Below are 21131 nucleotides of genomic sequence, written 5' to 3'. Positions count from 1 at the left end.
AGCAGCAGGGCTATTATCCATTTAATTAATCAGGGTTTAGCATTTTTCCAATACGTATAAGCATGAACAATGCTTCCGGTATAGGAGGAAGAATCCTTTAATAATTCAGGCAGCTTCGCAAGTTCTGCCTCCATGTAGGCTGCGCCTTCCTCATAGAAGGTAATATGGTCGCCCTCATGGCTCTCTTTGATCTCCACTGAGATCAGGAGCGGCTTGCCGAGTTCATCCGCAAACGCGATTTCTTCTCTGGATACCGCGACGATACCGTTAGACCCTTCGGCTGAATCCCGGAAGGCCATAAGGGATACATGATCCATACGATTTATCATCCATTTGCTGAGGGATATGTCTTGGCCCGTCACTTTATACTTATCCAGCCAAACGGCCATATCCATGCTGGCTTCCAGATTGGAGTCCTTCTTCAATTCCGTAACAAAGGCGTCCAGATTCGCGGTCCATTCGGATATGACCTGCTGCGAATCTTCCTTCCATGCTGGCAGCACATAAGGCTCAATGTCCAGATGAATGCCGTGAAAACGTTCATTGCCTTCCACGGCACGATTATAATTCTTCACGTAATTGACCAGTCTGAGCATTCTGGGCCTGTTCTCTTCAAGCGCCCATATCGGATGGCCGCCCATAGCATGAACCTCGATGCCGGCCTCTGCCGCTTCTTTGACAAAAGAGGAATAAGAGCTGTAGGGCTGCTCCAGATCCAATCGGACATAGAGCCAGTTCAAATTCTTTTCTTTGGCAAAATCAAGAATCTCCCGGCTGTTCTGCACCACTTCATGGGCTTCCCATATGTAAGTGCCTCTTACCACCGGATCCCGGGTAACAGGATCCGCATCCGGTACGCGTTCGCCTTCTCCCGGGTCAGGATCCGGATCAGGTGTAGGGTTTCCTCCTCCAGGGGGGATAACCTCTCCATCCGACATGATCTGCCAGTTCCGTATATCGTGAATAGCGATTCCGCCAAAGGACTCGTAGGAATCGAGCACGCTGGACAGATGCTCCAGCTTTTGATTCATTCTCTCTTTTCCATGTCCATAAAAGGTAGTATGGGCCTGACCGGGCATCTCTTTGGTATTAACCCCAATGAGAAGCTGCTTCCCAAGCCTGCCGGCAAGCTCAAGCTCCTCCCGCGTCAGGTCGAGGATACCGTGCTCGGATTCCACCTGATTCCGGTACGCCATCACTGTCACATGGTCAAATGCACTGATCAGCCATTCATTAAAGCCGACTCCGTTTGGCAAAGTATAATGATCAAACCAGAAGGGGATATCGATTCCAAGCTCTAATCCCATTCCGGAAGCCTGGCTTAGGAACAGCGTTAAGTTTTGTTCCCAGGCCGCGATAATCTGATCCTGCGCGGTTTCCCACTCAGCAAGCACATAGGGTTCGATATCCAGATGAATTCCGTCAAATCGGGCGCTGGTTGAAACTTTATTATTATAGTCGTTAACCCAAGTAACAAGACCGAGCATATCGTTGCGATATTCGGTCAATGCCCATCGGGGGTCTCCTCCCAAGGCATGCACCGCAATCTGCGCGTCATGCGCACGCTGTATAAACGCTTCATATGTTTCTGCTGGCATCTGACGATTGATCTGCAGGTATATCAGATTTATTCCTTCTTCACGGGAAAAATCCAGCAGTTCTTCTCCGCCATCCTTGATCAGATCGGTTTGCCATATCCAAGTTGCTTTTACCGTAGTACTATCTCCGTATGCCGGGGTTTGAAGCCCCACCAGAAGCATGACAACCAACAGGCCGGCAAGATTCTGGTAACCTTTCACCTTCATGTTTTCCCTCCGTTTCTCTGTGAGAACTCCACCCATTCTCTATTTAGTAAACGGAGTTATTATAGCATTGATGTTTCAAAAAAAGATGAGCCCTTGTTCTTACGGGACAAGCTGAATTCCGCGCATCGAACGGATGATCGGTATAAAAGGAACTACTTCTTATTTGGAATTATCTTACTAAATGATATAAATTATATGAATATTAACGATTTTAAGGCTAACTGCTCAGGAATAAAGTTGCGGTTTGCAGTCTTGGTCTGTCCTAGTATCACAATTTGCAGTAAAAAATTTCATGCTGCCTTGAATATTATGGTTACGATCGATTCCATAGAATTTGGCTTGTAATAAAAGGGAGACGACAATCCTGCTTTATAAGATTGTGCCCTGCTTACCGAAGTAATGTCCTTGGCGTTTCACATAGATGATGATGGTGATGAGCATGACGAATTCCGAGATCGGAACAGCCAGCCACGCCGCTTGAATCCCGAATAAGGCGGGAAGGATCGATAAGAAGATAAGCAGGAAAAAGATTTCTCTGCCCGCCGTGATCCATGCTGCCATTTTCACCTTGCCGATCGATTGGAAATAGGTCATCATAATAAAGTTTATTCCCATAACAAGATAAGCAATGAAGAAAATACGAATCCCTGAAGTGGCCATATTTTGAATATCGGCTGAGAAATCGCCGAAGATATTCACAATGGGGGCTGCGGCTATTTGACCGATCATCGTAAAGGCTGCCCCCGTACCTATGGCAGTCCAGGTCGCAATTCGAACCGTTTCCCGCTTTCGATCATGCTTCTGACCACCATGATAATAACTGACAAGCGGCTGAATGGCAGAACCCATGCCAAGGAACAGCAAAAGCATAATTCCGTGCACATAATTAACAATCGAGAAAGCGGCAACACCCTCGGTTCCGGCAAGTCTGGAGAAAACAATGTTGTGGGCTATGGTGAAGACGGAAATACCCAATTCCGCAAGAAAACTCGGGAAACCGAAAGTGAGCGTTAGGATAAACAGCTTTTTATCGAAGCGGAATTTCTGGAGCTTCAAATTGCTGCTCTTTTTGAAAAAATGAGTGCCTAACACCAAAAGCCCCAAGAAGGCTGCGGCAATGGTGCCGAAAGCAATCTCGCGAATGCCAAGCTCAAGCACGTACAGAATGACAAAGTTAAAGATAACATTGGAGACGGCCGTAACGATAAGGGCCAGCATGGCGAGTGTTGGATTCCCGTCGTTACGGATGAAAATGCTCAAGGCATTTTCCAATGTGAAGATAAATCCGAGTGTAAGAAAGACATTCATATAGTCCGATGCGAATGGAGCCGTTTCCGCGTTGGCTCCCAGTAGATAAACGAGCTGACCATGGAATAAAAACGCGATGCCACCAACAACGATGGTAAACAATAAGATGAGCGTAACGGAATGGGTAAAAATGAAGCGGGCCCGATCCGGGTTACTTGCGCCCATGCTCTGGGAATAAAGGGTTGCTCCCCCGATCCCGATCAATATCGACATCGCGACGAAGATTGTATATACCGGCCCGGAAATATTGACTCCTGCAAGAGCCGCGGCACCAAGCTTGTTTCCAACCATGATGCCGTCCACAACGATGTTAACGGCCATTAATACCATCCCGACTAAAGAGGGGATCAGATAACGCAGGAATACCTTCCCTGTTGACTGTGTATCAAGAATATTCTGTTGCTGTTGCTCCGTGGTTGACATGATGTACTCTCCTAATTCATTGCGAATAACAATTTGATTTATTTTGAAATGCCCCGCCAAAAGACGGTCCAAGCCGATTCTAACTTCTCATTAATTCGCTCCGGGTTTGAATCATATACCAATTCAATCATCAGAGCATCGACAATGCCCATAAATGCACTGGCGGGAATGCGGGGTTTCTCCACAAATATTTGCTCTTTGCTCATCCATTCTGCGAACTTCGCTTCCAGCATCTTCCGCACTTGATCCTCAATGGCGAGGACTTCATTTCCGATCAGGTGATAGAGGTGTTCCGGAGGAAAGAAGGAGATGCGCAGCCAGAATTTCATGCGCTCATCCAGCTGAAACAGCTCCTTGACCATAACCAAAAACGCATACAACGATTTTTCTGGTGACGGGTCCTGCCGATTGTTGAAAAACGTTAGCTTTGTTTGCAGTTCAACTTCGCCCGCATCTCGCAGAACCTGCAGAAACAAATCATCCTTGTTTTTAAAATGAGAATACAGGGACTGTTTTTTCAGTCCAACTTCCTCAGCTATTTTTGAGAGAGAAGCTCCTTCATAACCGTGAGTCGAGAAATGCTTGAGCGCTGCTTGCTTAATATCGTCACTTTTCAATCGTATCACCTTTCCTTACGAACGTTCGTCAGTAATCATAACAAGTGTGGGATGAAAAAGCAAGAATGACCCAGGGGCGCTCCGTATAAAGCCTGGAATTCACGTCCATCCTAGAACTAAAACCGGAGGTAAGCGATTTGATTAATTTGGAATCGAGGCTTGAGAATATCGAAGACCGTTTTGTGAATATCGACACCTATTTATGCAAGCATGATTTTACATTGGCCGGGAATTGGGATTACAAGCATGGCTATCTGGATAAGAGGCTGGATCAGGACCGGATGGTGTGGCTTCGGATTCCATTTCGCGTAACCAAGGGGAGTCTGGATGGTGAATGCGGAGGATGTCACGCGACCATCAAACTCGGACGCCCGTTCGTGTTCCGTCATATTTACAATAAAGGCACCGATAAGCACGCAGCACCTCATCTGTTAGGTGCCCTATTTGATCAATTCCAATCACCGATCGACCCTGACGCGACTGTTGATGATATGTGGGTGGAGCAGGCTCGAAATGTTCTGAACGAGGTAGAAACAGGGTATCTGCATTAATGTAAGGTTACGCTAAGAGATCAAGCTTGCTTGGTCTCTTTTGTTCGTTTGAAGCTGTTGCCGGTGACTTCGATCTTCGAATATGATAAACTCCGTACAGATAAGTTCGATTATCCGTTCGTATATATAAGGATTTAGTGATAAGGTGAGGCTGCTTATTATACAGAGGTGGTGGGAGCTTGAATTATCGGAAAGCAAGCATGGATGAAATCCATCAATTGATCGAATTAAGGAAAAAGCAGTTAATTGATGAGGGGATAGAGCCTTATCAGAATATCGATGCAGAATTGCTATCTTTTTTTAACCATAAAATGAGTGATGGTTCTTTGATAGAGTGGATCGTAGAGGATAACGAAGAGATCATTGCTACGGGGGCCGTCATGTTCTATGACTTCCCGCCTTCATACTCGAATAAGAGTGGCAAGAAGGCTTATATTACGAATATGTATACGAGAGAAGATTACCGCGGACAGGGGATTGCAACCAGGATGTTATCTATACTAGTGGATGAGGCGAGAACAGCGGGGATTTCGAAAATATGGCTCGGTGCTTCCAAACTAGGTAGGCCGGTATATAAGAAGTTTGGTTTTCAAGATACGGATGAATGGCTGGAACTCAATCTGCAGCCTGATAATTCTTCGGGATCATAACCGCCATCATGTACATTATAGGCCTTTCTCTTTGCAGTTATGGGAAAACCGCTCCATGGTCATGGAGTGGTTTTTTTGCGTTCCATGAATGGGGTACAGTCTGCATCTCTTTGATAGAGGAATTCATTGACTTACTAAGGGCCTGGAACTACAATGAACATATAAATGATAACGATTCTCAGTTCAAAAGGTTGGAGAAATAGGGATATGAAATCATCAGGTCATCACAAAGAACGATTGCAAGTTCCAATCCTTAAAAAAGATCATGTACATATTCGGTAGATAGTTTACAATGATAATGATTATTATTATCATATTGGGTACGAATCGATCAATGTGGACGGAGAGAAGGGGTTCAAATCTATTGTTATGAGTGGAAGTAGACATATCATCTTTATCTTGCTGTTATTCGCTGCATTGCTGGGCTTGGGGCTTACCCTGTTCATGTCTGTCTCCTATGGCGCTAAAGATCTCACCATGGGCACGGTATGGTCTGCCGTCATGCATTACGATGCGGAATTGACGGCGCATCAGATCGTTCATGAGATCCGATTGCCACGCGTATTAGGCGCAGCAATAACCGGAATGGCATTCGCCGTGGCTGGAGCAATCATGCAGGGGGTAACCCGCAATCCCATGGCCGACACCGGCATTCTGGGCATCAACGCGGGTTCTACCTTCATGGTGGCGTTATGCTTTGCATTTTTACCGAATTTGTCTTATTCGGCCTTGATGGCTATTTCATTTGCAGGGGCAGCTATGACTACTGTTTTTATCGTGCTGCTGGGTTCGCTAACGCCAGGCGGCCTGAACTCTATTCGGTTAACGATAGCGGGAGCTGTCGTTGCCGCTATACTCCAGTCGTTAAGCACGGGTATTGCGATTTATTTCGCTTTGAGTCAGGACCTGGCTTTCTGGTATGCAGGAGGTGTAGCCGGTGTAACCTGGTCCCATCTCAAGCTGCTGGTACCTATCATTTTGATTGCAACGATATGGGCCTGCATGATGGGGCGATCCATCAGCTTTTTGTCACTAGGGGATGAATCCGCGACCAATTTGGGCGTACGAGCCAGCAGGGTTCGTTTTCTCGGAATGACTGCTGCAGTTGTACTAGCAGGAGCTTCTGTGTCAGTCGCGGGATCGATCGGATTCGTGGGCTTAATTGTCCCCCATATCGCCCGCAGGCTTGTGGGAGCGGATTACAGGAAGATCATCATGCTCTCGGCCATTCTGGGCTCCATATTGCTGGTATGGGCTGATTTTGCCGCACGTATGGTCAATCCGCCAAGAGAATTCGCAATCGGGGCCATGGTGGCCATGGTCGGCGTTCCTTTCTTTCTTTATCTTGCGCGTAAAGAGAGGAGTGATCTGTAGTCATGGATGAAAAGGCCATATTCCTCTTAAGAAGAAAAAGAACAATCCGTGTTGCGATTGTCTTGCTTGGTGTAGCCTTAACCGTCATCTTGATCAGCTTGAACACGGGGACCATCCGGCTGTCGCCTACCAGTGTTCTGAAGGCTTTAATTGGTTATGGCACGGCGGAGGAGAGCATGATTCTGTACGAATACCGTCTGCCTCGAATTATCATTACGATGCTGGCGGGAGCCGGCCTTGGCATTGCCGGTGCGGTATTTCAAGGTGTTTCGCGGAATACGCTGGCTGATCCGGGTATCCTAGGGATTAATGCCGGGGCGGCATTTGGGTTGATTGCCTATATCTCATTCTTCCGTTCACTGGATGGACCTGCCGCACTGATGATTCCGCTGTTTACGTTTGCGGGAGGAGCCGTCATTGCACTGGTAATATTTTTATTTGCATACGACCGCTATAGGGGGCTGCTGCCCATTCGACTGATACTGGTCGGAATCGCCGTGTCTGCAGGTGTTAGTGCGATGACGCTGCTGCTCTCTCTTCGATTAGATGAAGATACATATACCTTTGCTGCCCGCTGGCTGGCAGGCAGCGTCTGGAGCAGAGATTGGGTAAACGTCTGGGGATTATTTCCATGGATCGTTGTACTAATTCCAATCATATATTATCGTTCCGCGACGCTTGATCTGTTTACATTGGGCGATGAAACGGCAGCAAGCCTCGGAAGTGCCGTTACCCGAAGCCGGTTGATCCTGCTTGCGCTTGCCGTGGCTTTGTCCTGTGCCAGCGTATCGATGGCCGGAGGCATTGGCTTTATCGGTTTAGCAGCGCCGCATATAGCCAAGCGGCTCGTAGGTCCGCAGCACCGACATTTTCTGCCCATAGCGGCCATGACAGGGCTTGTGATCTTGGTCGCTGCTGATACGATCGGCCGCTCCCTGTTTCAGCCTAATGCGGTGCCGGCAGGGGTTGTCGTAGCCGCAGTCGGGGGACCTTATTTTCTATATTTATTGTTCACAACAAAATAAGTACAACTATAACTAACATTACATACGGAGGTATAGATTGATGATGAAGAAATGGTGCGGGACCCTTGCTATTATACTGTGTATAGGAATATTGTCTGCCTGCGGCGGACAAGCGTCAGAGGCAGTGAATACCTCAGCCAGCTCATCTTCGGCGCAAGAAACTGGGGATAGCGGTAAAGCCGGGGAGAAGGATTCGGTCACGCAGGTTGATCCGAATGCCAAAATCGCTTCGATGTCGATACACATGACGAATAATTTGCTGGCGTTAGGAATTAAGCCTGCCGGATCTGCCATTGGAGGCGGAGTAGGGGACTTTCTGCCGCATGTGGCGCATCTTCTTGAAGGCAGTGCGAAGCTTGGCGTAGTCGGGGATTCCGACATGGAGGCTGTGTTGGGATTGAAACCGGATTACATCTTTATCGATGAGCATTTCGGTGGTGAGGAACGCTCGAAGCTGGAGAAAATTGCGCCGGTGGTTAGCACCAATCTGGATGAGGGGACATGGCAGGATCATCTGAAACGCGTTGCGGCCGTTGTTGGGCGTGATAAAGAAGCGGAAGCTTTCATTAAAGAATACGAAGAGAAGGCGGATCAGGTTAGTAAATTGATAGCAAGCGAATTGGGAGAAAATGCTACAGCGATGGCAATCCGGGTATCTGCCAAGGAGATCCGGGTGCAAAGTGCAGGCAGGCCGGTTGGACCTATTATGTTCCAGGATTTGAAGCTGAAGCCAGCCAACGGCGTTGAGAAGATTTCTGCCTCAGAGCCGTACGCTGTCATATCCAAGGAAGTGCTCCCCGACTTTGATGCCGATGCGATTTTCCTTATCGTAAACAATGATGATAATGCCAAAAAGGTTTATGCCGAGCTGGAAAATAACCCGCTCTGGAAAAATCTGAAGGCCGTAAAGAACAATCATGTGTATACGCTTGACGGTCAAAAATGGTTGGACTACTCTTCACTAGGTCAGAGCATGGCCATGGACGATGCAGAGCAATTGTTTACGAAGTAATAAATCCAGTGGAACCTATACTTTACGGGGGTAATGAATTCGTATAAGCTTTTATAGGTAGATAGGAATGACACGTGTAGCGCAGAGCGCGGGAGCCATCCCGCTCTCTTTTTGTTGTTGCGAGGGGCAAATGAGTGATTATGAGAGGAGTTACTAGATTTTGGCGGCTATTCTGGAAATTCAACGGTTAGCAAAACATTCCTGGAACCAAGACAACAGGGAATCCCCTTATCTGTTTGAAGAAGTGTCTGCAGTCATTCAGCAGCCGGAGTGCATCTCTGTCATCGGCCCATCGGGCCAAGGAAAAAGCACTTTGCTGCGGACGTTAGCACTGCTGGATATGCCGGATCAGGGCGATATATCTTATGCGGGAATCTCCTATCGGGAGAAGGATCCCAGGTTGTGGAGAAAAGAAATTTGTTATGTTGCTCAGCAAGCGGTTATGCTGCCAGGCAGCGTCGAGGATAATTTGCGAACGGCAAGTCGTCTTCATGGAGAGGTGTATGATGTGCAGCTTGCCGAGCAATTGCTGGAAGAGACATTACTTGCTGGACTGGATCGCAAGAAGAATGCCAGCGAGCTGTCCGGTGGAGAGAAGCAGCGGATTGCGCTCATTCGATCGCTGCTGCTGCGGCCAGCCGTGCTGCTTCTTGATGAGGTTACCGCATCGCTGGATAATATTAGCGCAAGAGCAGTGGAGCACATGCTGCAACAATGGCAGGCGAGGGAAGGAACAACCATGATCTGGGTTACGCATGATTTGGAGCAGGCAGCACGGACCAGCAGCAGGACCTGGTTCATGTCCGGGGGCACATTATTGGAAGATCAGCAAACGATTGATTTTTTTCGTCAGCCGGCAACAGAAGCGGGAAGGCAATTTGTGCGTTTCCTGGCTAGCGAGGCTGCACTATGACATTACTGGCGCTTAGTTTTACACTTCTCTTTGTCATCGCGACCATGCTCATTTCCGTATGGCAGAAGCTTGGTTTGGAGAAAGAGATTGCGACGGGTACGATACGTTCAGCCATTCAGCTCCTGGCTATCGGATATGTGCTTCAGTATATTTTCCGGACGGAGCATGTGATTTATTTGGTTATGATCATCTCGGTGATGATTGGGGTGGCGGCATGGAATGCGGCTCGGCGGGCTCCGGGGATGCGAGGGATCGTGTGGAGGATTGCGCTGTCGATACTGACAACCGAACTGCTGATGATGGGGATGCTGCTTGGCTTGAACATTATTGAACCGACACCCCAGTACATCATTCCGCTTAGCGGGATGACGATCGGGAACGCCATGGTCGTAGCCGGGTTATACGTGAATCAGATGCGGCGGGAGGTTCAATCCTCCAAGGGTGAGATTGAAGTCCTGCTCTCGCTTGGAGCCACAGCGTCGCAGGCCATGCAGGATGTGAGGAAGCGGGCTGTTAAATTCAGCATGATTCCAACAATCGACAGTATGAAAACAGTCGGACTCGTCCAATTACCGGGTATGATGACAGGTATGATTGTAGCCGGGGCAGATCCGGTGGAAGCCGTTCGCTATCAAATTCTGATCGTATTCTCCTTCACGGGTTCAGCTGCCATAACGAGTATGCTCTTGAGCATATTAAGTTATCGATTGATGCTTACAAAAGAATTGCAGTTGAGGCCGATACCTGAAGGAACCCGATGAGTCAAACTGCACTGATTCCTATTGGGAAGCAATACATAGGAACAACCATGGAGCTCTGCTGCTGATTGCGGCGGGGTTTCTTTTGTTGCGTTGAAGGCCAGGAATATTCTTGCTTAAAGAAAATCCTTTGAAAACTTTAGAACTTATCAGATACGGGTTCTGATAATAGAACAACATGATATAGTAGAATCAACTGCCTTAATTAGCTAATATGTTTTCTCATCATCACAATAAATGAAGAAAGTGAGTACAGCATCCATGAATAAAAAAGCCTTGTTCAATGACGGATGGACGTTTGCCAAAAGCGGTCTGGACGTAACGGATTCGGATAATCTGATCTTTAAACCTGTGGATGTACCCCACGACTGGCTGATCTATAACACCATGGATTTATATGAGAACAGCATCGGGTGGTACCGGAAGTTATGGTCGTGGGATAGCAAAGAGAACCAGCAGGTGCTATTGTGTTTTGATGGCGTTTACATGGATTCTTCCGTCTATGTTAATGGTCAATTGGTGGGAGAATGGAAGTACGGATATTCTTCCTTCGAACACGAGATCACGGAGGCGCTCGTTGAAGGGGAGAACGTCATTACCGTGAAGGTTGTGTATCAAAGCCCGAACAGCCGTTGGTATTCAGGAGCGGGCATCTATCGTAACGTGTGGCTCAAAACCAGGGATCAGAGCCATATCGTGACGGACGGCATTTATATCACGACCAAGCAGCACGAAAGCGGATGGCAGGTCGAAGTCGACACGGAAGTGAACACCATGGCTGATGTGTTTATCAAGAATACCATCGTGAAGGAAGGTCAGAAGATAGCTGAGGGATCCGAGAAGGTTGCAGCGGCCGTCCATTGCATATCGACGAACCGCCAAACCTTAGTCGTGGAGAATCCGTTGTTATGGAGCCCGGATGAACCCAGCCTGTATCAATTGATTACCGAAATGAGGCTTGCTGGAACAGATCAGGAATCAGAATCAGAACCAGATTGTCAGCATGAGGTTATTGAAAGCATATCCCACAACATCGGATTTCGGCATATTCAGCTTGATCCGAATCAAGGCTTTCTTCTAAACGGCCGTAAATTGAAATTGAACGGGGTTTGCGAGCATCATGATCTAGGAGCCTTGGGAGCCGCGTTTAACAAAACGGCCTTAGCCAGAAGGCTTGTCATTCTGAAAGACATGGGCGCTAACGCGATACGCACAGCACACAACATGCCTGCAAAGGAACTGATGGACCTGGCAGATGAGATGGGGATGCTCATCGTCTCGGAAGCTTTTGATATGTGGGAACGCTCGAAAACGTCTTATGACTATGCCCGGTTCTTCCAAGAATGGTTTCAACGCGATGTGAAGAGCTGGGTTCAACGTGACCGGAACCATCCAAGCCTCATCATGTGGAGCATTGGCAACGAAATCTATGATACCCACGCAGGCGAGAGAGGACAGGAAGTAACAAGGATGCTGATGGAGGAAGTTCTGAAATACGATCCCAAGCAAAATGCAAGCGTTACCATTGGTTCGAATTATATGCCTTGGGAGAATGCTCGGAAATGCGCCGATATCGTGAAGGTGGCAGGTTACAATTATGCCGAGAAATATTACGAGAAGCATCATGAGGAGCATCCGGATTGGATCATCTATGGAAGTGAGACCGCGTCTGTTGTACAAAGCAGGGGCATCTATCATTTCCCGTTCGAAAAATCCATCCTGGCAGACGATGACGAGCAGTGTTCTTCCCTGGGTAACAGCTCAACGAGCTGGGGAGCAAAATCGGCTGAGGCGTGCATCCTGGCTGAGCGGGACATGCCGTTCTCACTCGGACAATTTCTATGGACCGGATTCGACTATATCGGTGAACCTACGCCGTATCATACCAAAAACTCTTATTTCGGGCAGATCGATACAGCGACTTTCAAGAAGGACTCCTATTATATCTATCAAGCGGCATGGGCGGATTACCGGACTAAACCGATGGTACATCTGTTACCTTATTGGGATTTTAATAACGGTCAAATGATCGATGTTCGCATTTGCTCAAACGCGCCGAGAGTTGAATTACAGCTCAATGGCATAACCATGGGGACCCATGATATCGACCATGAACACGGAAGGGAGCTATTGGGTTGGTGGAAGATCCCTTATGTCGAAGGGGAATTGAAAGCGATAGCTTACGACGAAGCGGGTCGCATCATTGCCACGGATGTTCGAACCTCATTCGGTGATGCCAGGAAGATTGTTCTGAACCCGGATAAAGAAAATCTGATCGCGAACGGCACAGACCTTGTGTTCGTCGAAATTGCGATGGAAGATGAGGCCGGCCTTGTTGTCGAGAACGCTAATAACCGGGTGCAGGTACATGTGACGGGTGCGGGGCGCTTGCTCGGTATGGACAACGGGGACAGCACGGATTACGATCCGTACAAGGGCCAGAGCAGAAGACTGTTCAGCGGCAAGCTGATGGCGATCATCGGCTCCACCTTGGAGCCGGGCCAGATCCGGATTGAAGTGTCTTCCATGGGTCTGGACAGCCAATTTCTTACCTTGAATTCCACAGCCGCACAGAATGAAGGAACGGAAGGGATAGCGGCCAGCACGAAGAATGAGAACCTGCCAAGCTTAACAGGGTGTGTGGAAGAGCTGCCGCTTCGGAAGATTGAGCTGATCAGCGAAAGGGGTCAAGCGTTTGATCCGTCCAATCGTGAGAAGGTGGTACGTGCCAGACTGCATCCGCCAGAAACCTCTTATCAGGAGGTCCAATGGGCTGTCGTGAACGATGCGGGGATCGAATCCAATATTGCAAGGGTAGAAGCCGATGGGCATGAAGCCAAGGTAACGGCCTTGGGTGACGGTGAATTTCGTCTTCGGTGTACAAGCCGAAACGGTACGGATAAAATCAAGCTTATATCCCAGCTGGAATTCAAAGTCGACGGTTTGGGGGCCGCTTACAAAGACCCGTACTCTTTCATATCTGCCGGACTTTATGATTACAGCCAAGGCGAAGTAGGGAACGGGAATGAAAGAGGTGTTGCTACCAGCAGAGACGGCGAGACGCAAGTCGGATTTCGGGACATCGACTTTGGTCCTCACGGCTCCGATACCATCACGATCCCGATATTTGCCCTCTCAAGCGAGGAGTACTCTTTGCAAATCTGGGAAGGCATGCCTGGTGAAGAAGGCAGCTCACAAATAGCCGATTGTATTTACCAAAAAGAGTCCAAGTGGAATGTCTATCAGGAAGAAACCTATCGGTTGTCGAAGAAGCTGCGGGGCGTTACTTCGATTTGTTTTATCCTTCATCAGAAGGTGCATATCAAGGGTTTCTATTTTCATGAAGGGAATAGAGCATTTGAGCAGAATTTTGCAGCGGATTGCGACCGAATTTATGGGGATACCTTTACCATTGTGGACAACAAGGCCGTTGAAGGGATAGGAAATAATGTTTCCCTGGAGTTTGATCAGATGGATTTTGCAGAAGCAGGCTCATCGAAATTGATCGTTAACGGCAGCTCTGCGATTGACAAGAATACGATTCATATCCGCTTTGAGAGTCCAGAAGGAGAGAGCAATCAGCTGGTAGAATTTACGCAGTCCAGAGGGTACGAAGAGCAGGTATTTGATCTGGAACCTATCGCCGGTTGTTACAAGGTAACATTCATCTTTCTTCCGGGAAGTCAGTTTGATTTTGGTTGGTTCCGGTTTATGCGGGTCGATGGATCATGAACGGTTTCACGAGGTTGCTGAGAAAATCGGCAGCCTTTTTTTTATATACATGAGTAAATGCTTCCGTGCGGAGGTTCAATAGAAAATTAATTAACCCTGCGGTATAATTTACTCACGAAAAAATGGACCCGAAGGGATCGTGAAGAGCATGAAGAAGTTCATTAACCAGGGGAACAAGAGCTGGCGGAGGATAACGATATGGACTGTAACTATCCTGTCCCTTGCTGTTATCGCATGCCTTCTCATTCTGGATTCACTGACGTACAAGCCGCTGGATGAAGCTGAAGCCGTGTTTCATAGCAACACGGAAATCGGTGTCGAACAGCTGACAGACGGTTACCGCTTCGAGCCCGTGAACGGGGATAGCCTTCCACCCGACATCATCTTCTATCCGGGCGGTTTAGTGGAACCTAAGAGTTATGCGCCTTTTGCCAGGAAAATGGCTGAGAAAGGATACCGGGTGTACATTGCTGCCATGCCCTTGAATCTGGCCGTGTTCGGACAAAATAAAGCCGACTCTTTCATTGAGGAATACCCAGACAACCGATATGTGATCGGAGGACACTCCTTGGGTGGTGTGTTCGCTTCTAGGTATGCGGCTGAACATTCAGATGCCATTGACGGTGTTTTTTTCTTGGCATCTTACGCTGACGATAAGGGGGCGCTGAACGGTTTGGACATGTCCGTGCTTCAAATTACCGGCACTCAAGATGGGGTATTGGATAGATCGAAATGGGAGACTGCCAGGACGAATTTGCCTGACGGTACCATGTATGTAGATATTGCAGGGGCTAACCATGGGCAGTTCGGTTCTTACGGTTTCCAAAAAGGTGACAGGGAAGCCTACTTAACCGCAGAGGAGCAGTTGCAAGAAGTAACGGAAGCGTTAGACCATTGGATTCAGGAAATGGATTAGATTTCAGCTATCTTAACGAGAATGTAACCCGATTGAAACTTCTGCGTATAAAGGTTATAAACATGGGTACATGTTTAACACCAATAGAAGTTGAGGGATTCCATCATATGAATGTTGCGTATACAGATCAAGCCGATACGGGATATCGGCTGGCTGAGCAGAAGGCGGCTCAGTATTTTGCATCACTTTATGTACAGGTTAAGGAAAAGACATATGTGCCGATCCTGACAGAAGACATTCTAATGTGGAAAAGGAAGCATGTTCGTCGTTATTCATGGCTATCCTTTTTTTCCTCGGGACAGAGAAAACCTGATACCCGGGACTATCATAGATATATTGGGTGGCTCCATTATACAGGTAAACTGGATGGCTACTTGGATCGAAGCATTTCCTATATTTATATGAGGGATCTGGGCAAGGCCCTGGACTCGCCAGACACGAAAGCCAGCATTCATCGCATGGTTGCGGATATAAAAAAACATCTTCTTCAATCCACCAAATCGGATGGAGGAGGTACGCCGGATGGCATGAGTTTAGCCGGGTTATACCGGTGGGGCCAGAAGGAAGGCATCGAGAATGCCGTGATATGGGTCATCCATAAGCTGAAGCAAGTAGCAGGCCATATTCCGAAGGAGATGAATGCAGAGCATGCCCAGCGCAAATTAATGAAGATCATTGTGGGCGTTGTTCTGCATGTCATTGAAGATATGGATGACTCGGTATTGCCTGCGGAACGTTCAGCTCGTCTCGATGATGCCATCAGGCTCGGTTACTCCTATGGTCTAACCTATCCCTTTATCGACGATTTACTGGACTCGGGCGTCTTAAATGAGCAGGAAAAAGAACAGTATTCCCATATGATACGCACTGCGTTGCTTACCGGAACGGTACCGAAGCCAGGTGATTGGGGCGGTAATAACGTGGAGCTGATCCGTTTCGTGCACGCGGAGCTCCGTGATGCCTTTGAGTATATTAAGGGACACCAGCGTCCGGAAACGCAGGAGACGTTTTTCGAGCAAGCCAACGTGTTTTTTCATTCGCAGCATATCGATCGTATTAAGGATCTTTCCAATGCCCGATACACCAATGAAGAGTTATATTTGCCGATCATTCTAAAATCGTCATCTTCCCGCTTGATTGTGCGGTCAGTTCTAAGCGCTCAAGCGGATGAAGGCTTTGATGAACGGACCTTCTTTTACGGCATCTACAATCAGTTGGCCGATGATTTTGCAGATATGTTTGATGACATGGAGGACGAGGCCGTCACCCCTTACACCTATTATCTGAAATATCGCGGTCAACGCGCCGATCTGATCAACCCCTTCGAATTATACTGGGCCGTCATTTCCCATCTGATCCACAATGTATATGACTCGGATGCCAAGACGCGGGACGTGATTCTGGATCGGGCCATTAATGGTTTGAAGCGCTGTAAAGCACGGATCGGGATTGAGAAATATAACGAAATCATGGAGATATTCTCCTCGGGGAACCCTGACTTCAATCGACTGATTCAGAAGATGGTGCGGAAAGCAGATCATGTGGATTTTTTTGATAAGTTGCTGCGGGATCAGATCATCACGGTGTTAAGGAACAACCGCCAAGAAAAGGAATGCTTTTCGAACACCTTTTCAACTGTCCGCGATGAGATCAACAGCCAATTGCAAATCAAGCAGCCAAGCGATACACCGCCCATGCAAGTGTCGCTGATTGACACGGCCAACTACACGCTTGAGGGAGATGGCAAGCGTTTAAGGCCGATTTTAACTTGGGTCATGGGGGTAAATGAATACGGATTGGAGCCTTCCGCGATTGTGCCGCTCCTCCGATCCCTGGAATATATGCATACCGCATCCTTGATTTTCGACGATCTACCCTCACAGGATAACGCATCTACGCGCCGCGGGAGGCCAACCCTGCATCAGGTCCATAACAGCGCCACGGCAGAAATAACGGGTCTGTATTTAATTCAGAAGGCGATCGAGGAGCAGTCGTCGCTTGTGGGATTTGATGCTAGCTCTGTCGTTTCCTTAATCCAGTATTCGTCTAAACGGGCTGGTGAGATGTGCATGGGGCAAGCGATGGATTTGGATTCCAAAGGGAAGAAGCTGACCCTGGAGCAGTTGAATATGATCTGCTTTTACAAAACCGGTATTGCATTCGAGGCCTCATTGGTCATGCCTGCCATTCTGGCTCAGGTAAATGAGGCAGAAATCGCCTTGTTGAAGAAGTTTGCTTATCATGCAGGCATAGCCTTTCAGATTAAGGATGATTTGCTTGATGTGCAGGGAGACCTGGAGCGGCTCGGCAAGCCCACCGGTCAGGATGCGGAGAACAACACGTCAAACTTTGTGACGATCCTGGGTCAGGAAGGCGCCAGCCAAGAGATGTGGGAACATTACTGCCAGGCGGTGGAGGCCTTGCAAGAGATGCCGCGGAACACTGCTTTTCTAAAGCATTTATTAAACTATATGGTTAATCGGGATAGTTAGTTCATTAATTTATATAGGTTCAAGAAGGTCAACCAGACTCAACGGGTTGGCCTGTTTCTGTGGCTTGATTGTCCTGTTGCAGGAGGCAATACACTTGAGTGCTGGGAATAGCGGAGGCGGAATGCGATATTCTGAACGGACATTTATGTCCTCTGCCCATGCAAGGTACAGGGGTAATAGTGGATACGATGCCGAAGTGGGGAGGGGAGCGACCGGAAGGTGCTCCGTCTATTGATACACCGGCATTTATGCTGCTCGTAAAGCACGTGGGAAGATGTGAATTTAAAGAAGAAACGAAGATGTAAAATAATATAAATATAGGTTGATAGTGGTATATGTTAGGCATATAATGAAAATGTAAGCGCATTAATATATGTAAGTTTAAGCAACAAGTGAATGTTCATCATAGATCGGTTTTTGGGCAATGAATCATGAACAGGAGGAGAGGTGATTTCAGCTTCAGTGGACCGTCCGCTGGAAGAACAGCTGTGTATGTACACTAGGTATCTATGAAACCTTGATCCGAAAATAATAGGAGGGAACATGATGCTAAGAAAAGGAATATGTGCAGTGATACTGTTCAGTCTTCTGGTCGTTCTATTGCCTGTTAACACAACAAACGCAGCGCCGAACTGGAATCTGGTATGGAGCGACGAGTTCAACGGAACTTCGCTTAACAGGGCGAATTGGACTCCTGAAATCGGTACTGGCAGCGGCGGATGGGGAAATAATGAACTGCAATATTATACCGACCGTGCGCAGAACGTGCAGGTTACCGGCGGCAATCTGGTGATTACGGCGCAAAAGGAATCCTACGGCGGGATGAATTACACCTCTGCCCGGATCAAAACGCAAGATTTAAAAACCTTTACTTACGGGAAGGTAGAGGCACGAATCAAGCTGCCATCGGGTCAAGGGCTTTGGCCTGCATTTTGGATGCTTGGAAGCAACATCACCTCGGTGGGTTGGCCGAAGAGCGGAGAGATTGACATTATGGAGCGGGTGAATAATAACCCTTACGTGAATGGAACCGTACACTGGGACGCAGGAGGACACGCGGAATATGGACGGGTATCGGGCAATCTGGATTTCTCGCAGTTCCATGTTTACAGCATGGAGTGGGACTCCAAATATATTCGCTGGTTTGTGGACGGTGTGCAGTTCAATGAATTTTATATTGAAAATGGGACCGGCAATACCGAGGAGTTCCAGCGCCCGTTCTTTATTCTTCTGAATCTCGCAGTCGGCGGGAATTGGCCTGGCAGTCCGAATAACGCAACGCCGTTCCCGTCACAGATGCTGGTGGATTATGTACGTGTTTATCAGGACAATGGGGCATCGAACGTGATTAGTGACGGCATCTATACGATAGCTGCCAAGGCAAGCGGCAAGGTAATGGATGTTGTGGATGTATCCACGGCAAGCGGAGCTAAAATCCAGCAGTGGACCAACTACGTTGCCAATAATCAGAGATTCAGGGTTGAGAGCACGGGAGACGGATATTACAAGCTCACAGCTGTACACAGTGGAAAAGTGCTCGACGTACCGAACTCATCTACTGCGACCGGTGTCCAGCTGCAGCAGTGGGATGACAATGGGTCGAATGCACAGCGATGGAGGATTGTAGATGTGGGTGGCGGTTACTACAAAATCATATCCAAAACCAATGGGCTGGTCGTGGACGTTGCCAGCGCCTCTACAGCAGACGGGGCTGCCATTCAGCAGTGGAGTGATAACGGCTCCGATGCGCAGAAGTGGGCATTTACCAAAATCAACTGATCATAACAGGCAGTCCCTCCGGGGGCTGCTTGTTTCATTTTTTTCGAAGTATCCTTACATTGGCACAGGCTGACGCGTGACGGCATGTTTGGTATAATAATGAAAAAATCAGGAGGAGTTCGGATATGCAGCCTGTTCTATTTACTAACGGCCAGCTTTTTTCACCTCATGCCGCTTCACCTGCGGATTCCGTATACGTGGAGGATGGAGTCATACGTGCCATTGGAAAAACTGCCGAGCTGCGGCTGCAGCTGGCGGGCAGGGACTATCGAACAGTGGATTGGGACGGAGGCTGCGTGCTGCCAGGCCTGGTCGACGCCCATATGCATCTCGGCATGCATGGAATGAAGCTGGGTATGCTTGATTTTACCGAAGCGGCTTCTAAGGAAGAGATGCTGGCCATGCTGCGGGCGCGGGCAGCCGTTACGCCGCCCGGAGAGTGGATTCTGGGTCTCAACTGGAACGAGAACAACTTTCCTGACGGGAAGATTCCACACCTGCTGGAGCTGGATGAAATCACAACGGAGCATCCGGTGTATCTGACCAGAACCTGCTTCCATGCTTATCTTGGGAATTCGGAGGCTTTCCGCAGAGCGGGTGTCACAGCCGATACGCCTGATCCGGAGTCGGGGGCATTTGGCCGCGGTTTGAATGGCCGGCTAAACGGCTGTATCTACGAGAACGCTTCGGCCCCTTTTGCCGATGTCCAGCCAGTGCCTGATCCGTCCATGCTGAAAACGGTGATGTTTCAGGCCTGTCAGGATGCGCTTCGGCTCGGCCTTACTGGAGCACATACCGAGGATCTTCGTTTGCTGGGCAGTGTTGAAGCTATGCTTCGCATCCATCGCGAGCTCAAGGAGGAGGGCCTTTACTTCCGAACGCATCAGCTGATGTATCATGGCTTTCTGGATGAGATGGAGGCACTTGGTATCCAGGCAGGCAGCGGAAGTAACTGGAACCGTATCGGTGCCGTCAAGCTTTTTGCTGATGGTGCGATCGGAGGCAGAACAGCGCTGCTTAAGGAAGCCTATTATGATGCTCCGCATACCCGAGGCCTGGCCATGCATTCTCCGGAGGAGCTAAGGGAGATTGTCGGCAGAGCACGCAAGCTCGGTTATCCTGTTGCATTCCATGCAATTGGAGACGGTGCGGCTGAAATGATGACAGAGGTGCTGGAGCAACTTCCGCTGAGTAGGGAAGCCAGGCTGCCGGACCGCTTCATCCATGCTCAAGTTGTACACCCGGATGCGGTGAAGCGAATGAGCAAGCTGAATTTAGCCGTTGACCTGCAGCCTCGTTTCGTAGCCAGCGATTTTCCATGGGTGCTGGAGCGTGTCGGCCCTGATCGGACAAGCTGGTTGTATGCATGGAAAAAATGGCTGCTTACCGGGCTGCCTTGTTCAGGCGGCAGCGATGCACCCATTGAGCCGCTGAACCCGCTGCTCGGAATTCATGCCGCCGTCACGAGACGCAAGCCGGAAGAGAGTCATGAGGGGTATATGCCGGAAGAGAAGCTGAGCATAACGGAAGCGATCCGGCTGTTTACAAGCGGCAGCGCGGGCGCCGCAGGAGAAGCGGGTCAGCGGGGAAGTATTGAACTCGGCAAATACGCGGATTTTACGGTTGTGGATCGTAACTTGGCTGATGGAATGGACCCGGATGACCTGCTTCGCACAAGTGTCAGGATGACGATTGTCAACGGGAAAATCGGTTACACGGCTTAAGAATTAACGACAAGCAAGCAGCGAGCAGTCCGTTATCGGGCTGCTTTTTGTA

16 protein-coding genes are annotated in these 21131 nt (G+C 48.6%); 13 read left to right on the top strand and 3 right to left on the bottom strand.

Going from position 1 to position 21131, the window contains the following annotated elements; all coding sequences use genetic code 11:
* Nucleotides 1-29: 29 nt before the first annotated feature.
* From WDY75_RS17715 to WDY75_RS17705, 3 genes are all read right to left on the bottom strand, one after another.
* Nucleotides 30-1805: a hypothetical protein gene (locus WDY75_RS17715; RefSeq protein WP_063479401.1), complete on the bottom strand. Its 1776-nt coding sequence runs from the start codon at nucleotides 1803-1805 to the stop codon at nucleotides 30-32.
* Nucleotides 1806-2174: 369 nt separating this feature from the next.
* A complete protein-coding gene (locus tag WDY75_RS17710) occupies nucleotides 2175-3536 on the bottom strand; it encodes an MATE family efflux transporter (protein ID WP_036642710.1) in 1362 nt (453 codons plus the stop codon).
* 38 nt (nucleotides 3537-3574) lie between these two features.
* On the bottom strand, nucleotides 3575-4162 hold the full coding sequence (locus WDY75_RS17705; protein ID WP_269148269.1) for a TetR/AcrR family transcriptional regulator: 588 nt from the start codon (nucleotides 4160-4162) through the stop codon (nucleotides 3575-3577).
* A gap of 128 nt (nucleotides 4163-4290) precedes the next feature.
* Between WDY75_RS17705 and WDY75_RS17700 the strand changes: the two genes are divergently transcribed.
* From WDY75_RS17700 to WDY75_RS17640, 13 genes are all read left to right on the top strand, one after another.
* Nucleotides 4291-4704, top strand: coding sequence for a YugN-like family protein (locus WDY75_RS17700; protein ID WP_006210025.1), 414 nt, complete (start codon nucleotides 4291-4293; stop codon nucleotides 4702-4704).
* A gap of 179 nt (nucleotides 4705-4883) precedes the next feature.
* The gene (locus WDY75_RS17695; RefSeq protein ID WP_063479403.1) at nucleotides 4884-5354 is read left to right on the top strand and encodes a GNAT family N-acetyltransferase; all 471 of its coding nucleotides are present in this window, start codon (nucleotides 4884-4886) and stop codon (nucleotides 5352-5354) included.
* A 369-nt stretch (nucleotides 5355-5723) separates the two neighbouring features.
* Nucleotides 5724-6728 carry a FecCD family ABC transporter permease gene (locus tag WDY75_RS17690; protein WP_036642706.1) on the top strand — a complete coding sequence of 335 codons (1005 nt, stop codon included), beginning with the start codon at nucleotides 5724-5726 and terminating at the stop codon, nucleotides 6726-6728.
* Between the two features lie 2 nt (nucleotides 6729-6730).
* A complete protein-coding gene (locus WDY75_RS17685) occupies nucleotides 6731-7753 on the top strand; it encodes a FecCD family ABC transporter permease (protein WP_063479404.1) in 1023 nt (340 codons plus the stop codon).
* A gap of 43 nt (nucleotides 7754-7796) precedes the next feature.
* Nucleotides 7797-8765 carry an ABC transporter substrate-binding protein gene (locus WDY75_RS17680; protein ID WP_063479811.1) on the top strand — a complete coding sequence of 323 codons (969 nt, stop codon included), beginning with the start codon at nucleotides 7797-7799 and terminating at the stop codon, nucleotides 8763-8765.
* A gap of 160 nt (nucleotides 8766-8925) precedes the next feature.
* Complete coding sequence (locus WDY75_RS17675; protein WP_156515061.1) at nucleotides 8926-9678, top strand: ATP-binding cassette domain-containing protein; 753 nt, start codon at nucleotides 8926-8928, stop codon at nucleotides 9676-9678.
* The gene (locus tag WDY75_RS17670) at nucleotides 9675-10439 is read left to right on the top strand and encodes an ABC transporter permease (protein WP_036642701.1); all 765 of its coding nucleotides are present in this window, start codon (nucleotides 9675-9677) and stop codon (nucleotides 10437-10439) included. The genes WDY75_RS17675 and WDY75_RS17670 overlap by 4 nt, the downstream gene beginning before the upstream one ends.
* Before the next feature lie 258 nt (nucleotides 10440-10697).
* A complete protein-coding gene (locus WDY75_RS17665) occupies nucleotides 10698-14168 on the top strand; it encodes a glycoside hydrolase family 2 TIM barrel-domain containing protein (protein WP_063479405.1) in 3471 nt (1156 codons plus the stop codon).
* 148 nt (nucleotides 14169-14316) lie between these two features.
* Nucleotides 14317-15084: an alpha/beta hydrolase gene (locus WDY75_RS17660; RefSeq protein ID WP_063479406.1), complete on the top strand. Its 768-nt coding sequence runs from the start codon at nucleotides 14317-14319 to the stop codon at nucleotides 15082-15084.
* A gap of 107 nt (nucleotides 15085-15191) precedes the next feature.
* Nucleotides 15192-17576, top strand: coding sequence for a polyprenyl synthetase family protein (locus tag WDY75_RS17655; protein ID WP_063479407.1), 2385 nt, complete (start codon nucleotides 15192-15194; stop codon nucleotides 17574-17576).
* A gap of 98 nt (nucleotides 17577-17674) precedes the next feature.
* Nucleotides 17675-17881: a hypothetical protein gene (locus tag WDY75_RS17650; protein ID WP_006210033.1), complete on the top strand. Its 207-nt coding sequence runs from the start codon at nucleotides 17675-17677 to the stop codon at nucleotides 17879-17881.
* Nucleotides 17882-18119: 238 nt separating this feature from the next.
* Entirely contained in the window at nucleotides 18120-19355 is a 1236-nt protein-coding gene (locus WDY75_RS17645; RefSeq protein ID WP_370511102.1) for an RICIN domain-containing protein, read from the top strand.
* Between the two features lie 125 nt (nucleotides 19356-19480).
* Entirely contained in the window at nucleotides 19481-21079 is a 1599-nt protein-coding gene (locus tag WDY75_RS17640) for an amidohydrolase (RefSeq protein WP_063479409.1), read from the top strand.
* Nucleotides 21080-21131: the final 52 nt, after the last annotated feature.

Source organism: Paenibacillus glucanolyticus (assembly GCF_037333485.1).
GTDB lineage: Bacteria > Bacillota > Bacilli > Paenibacillales > Paenibacillaceae > Paenibacillus_AQ > Paenibacillus_AQ glucanolyticus.
Note: the sequence above shows the minus strand (reverse complement) of the source record. Positions and strands in the feature narration are given on the sequence as shown.

What these genes read in the sequence shown, in the direction of transcription:
- WDY75_RS17715 (WP_063479401.1), bottom strand. Translation starts at nt 1,805, where the DNA reads ATGAAGGTGAAAGGTTACCAGAATCTTGCCGGCCTGTTGGTTGTCATG.
- WDY75_RS17710 (WP_036642710.1), bottom strand. Translation starts at nt 3,536, where the DNA reads ATGTCAACCACGGAGCAACAGCAACAGAATATTCTTGATACACAGTCA.
- WDY75_RS17690 (WP_036642706.1), top strand. Translation starts at nt 5,724, where the DNA reads ATGAGTGGAAGTAGACATATCATCTTTATCTTGCTGTTATTCGCTGCA.
- WDY75_RS17685 (WP_063479404.1), top strand. Translation starts at nt 6,731, where the DNA reads ATGGATGAAAAGGCCATATTCCTCTTAAGAAGAAAAAGAACAATCCGT.
- WDY75_RS17680 (WP_063479811.1), top strand. Translation starts at nt 7,797, where the DNA reads ATGAAGAAATGGTGCGGGACCCTTGCTATTATACTGTGTATAGGAATA.
- WDY75_RS17670 (WP_036642701.1), top strand. Translation starts at nt 9,675, where the DNA reads ATGACATTACTGGCGCTTAGTTTTACACTTCTCTTTGTCATCGCGACC.
- WDY75_RS17665 (WP_063479405.1), top strand. Translation starts at nt 10,698, where the DNA reads ATGAATAAAAAAGCCTTGTTCAATGACGGATGGACGTTTGCCAAAAGC.
- WDY75_RS17660 (WP_063479406.1), top strand. Translation starts at nt 14,317, where the DNA reads ATGAAGAAGTTCATTAACCAGGGGAACAAGAGCTGGCGGAGGATAACG.
- WDY75_RS17655 (WP_063479407.1), top strand. Translation starts at nt 15,192, where the DNA reads ATGAATGTTGCGTATACAGATCAAGCCGATACGGGATATCGGCTGGCT.
- WDY75_RS17645 (WP_370511102.1), top strand. Translation starts at nt 18,120, where the DNA reads ATGATGCTAAGAAAAGGAATATGTGCAGTGATACTGTTCAGTCTTCTG.
- WDY75_RS17640 (WP_063479409.1), top strand. Translation starts at nt 19,481, where the DNA reads ATGCAGCCTGTTCTATTTACTAACGGCCAGCTTTTTTCACCTCATGCC.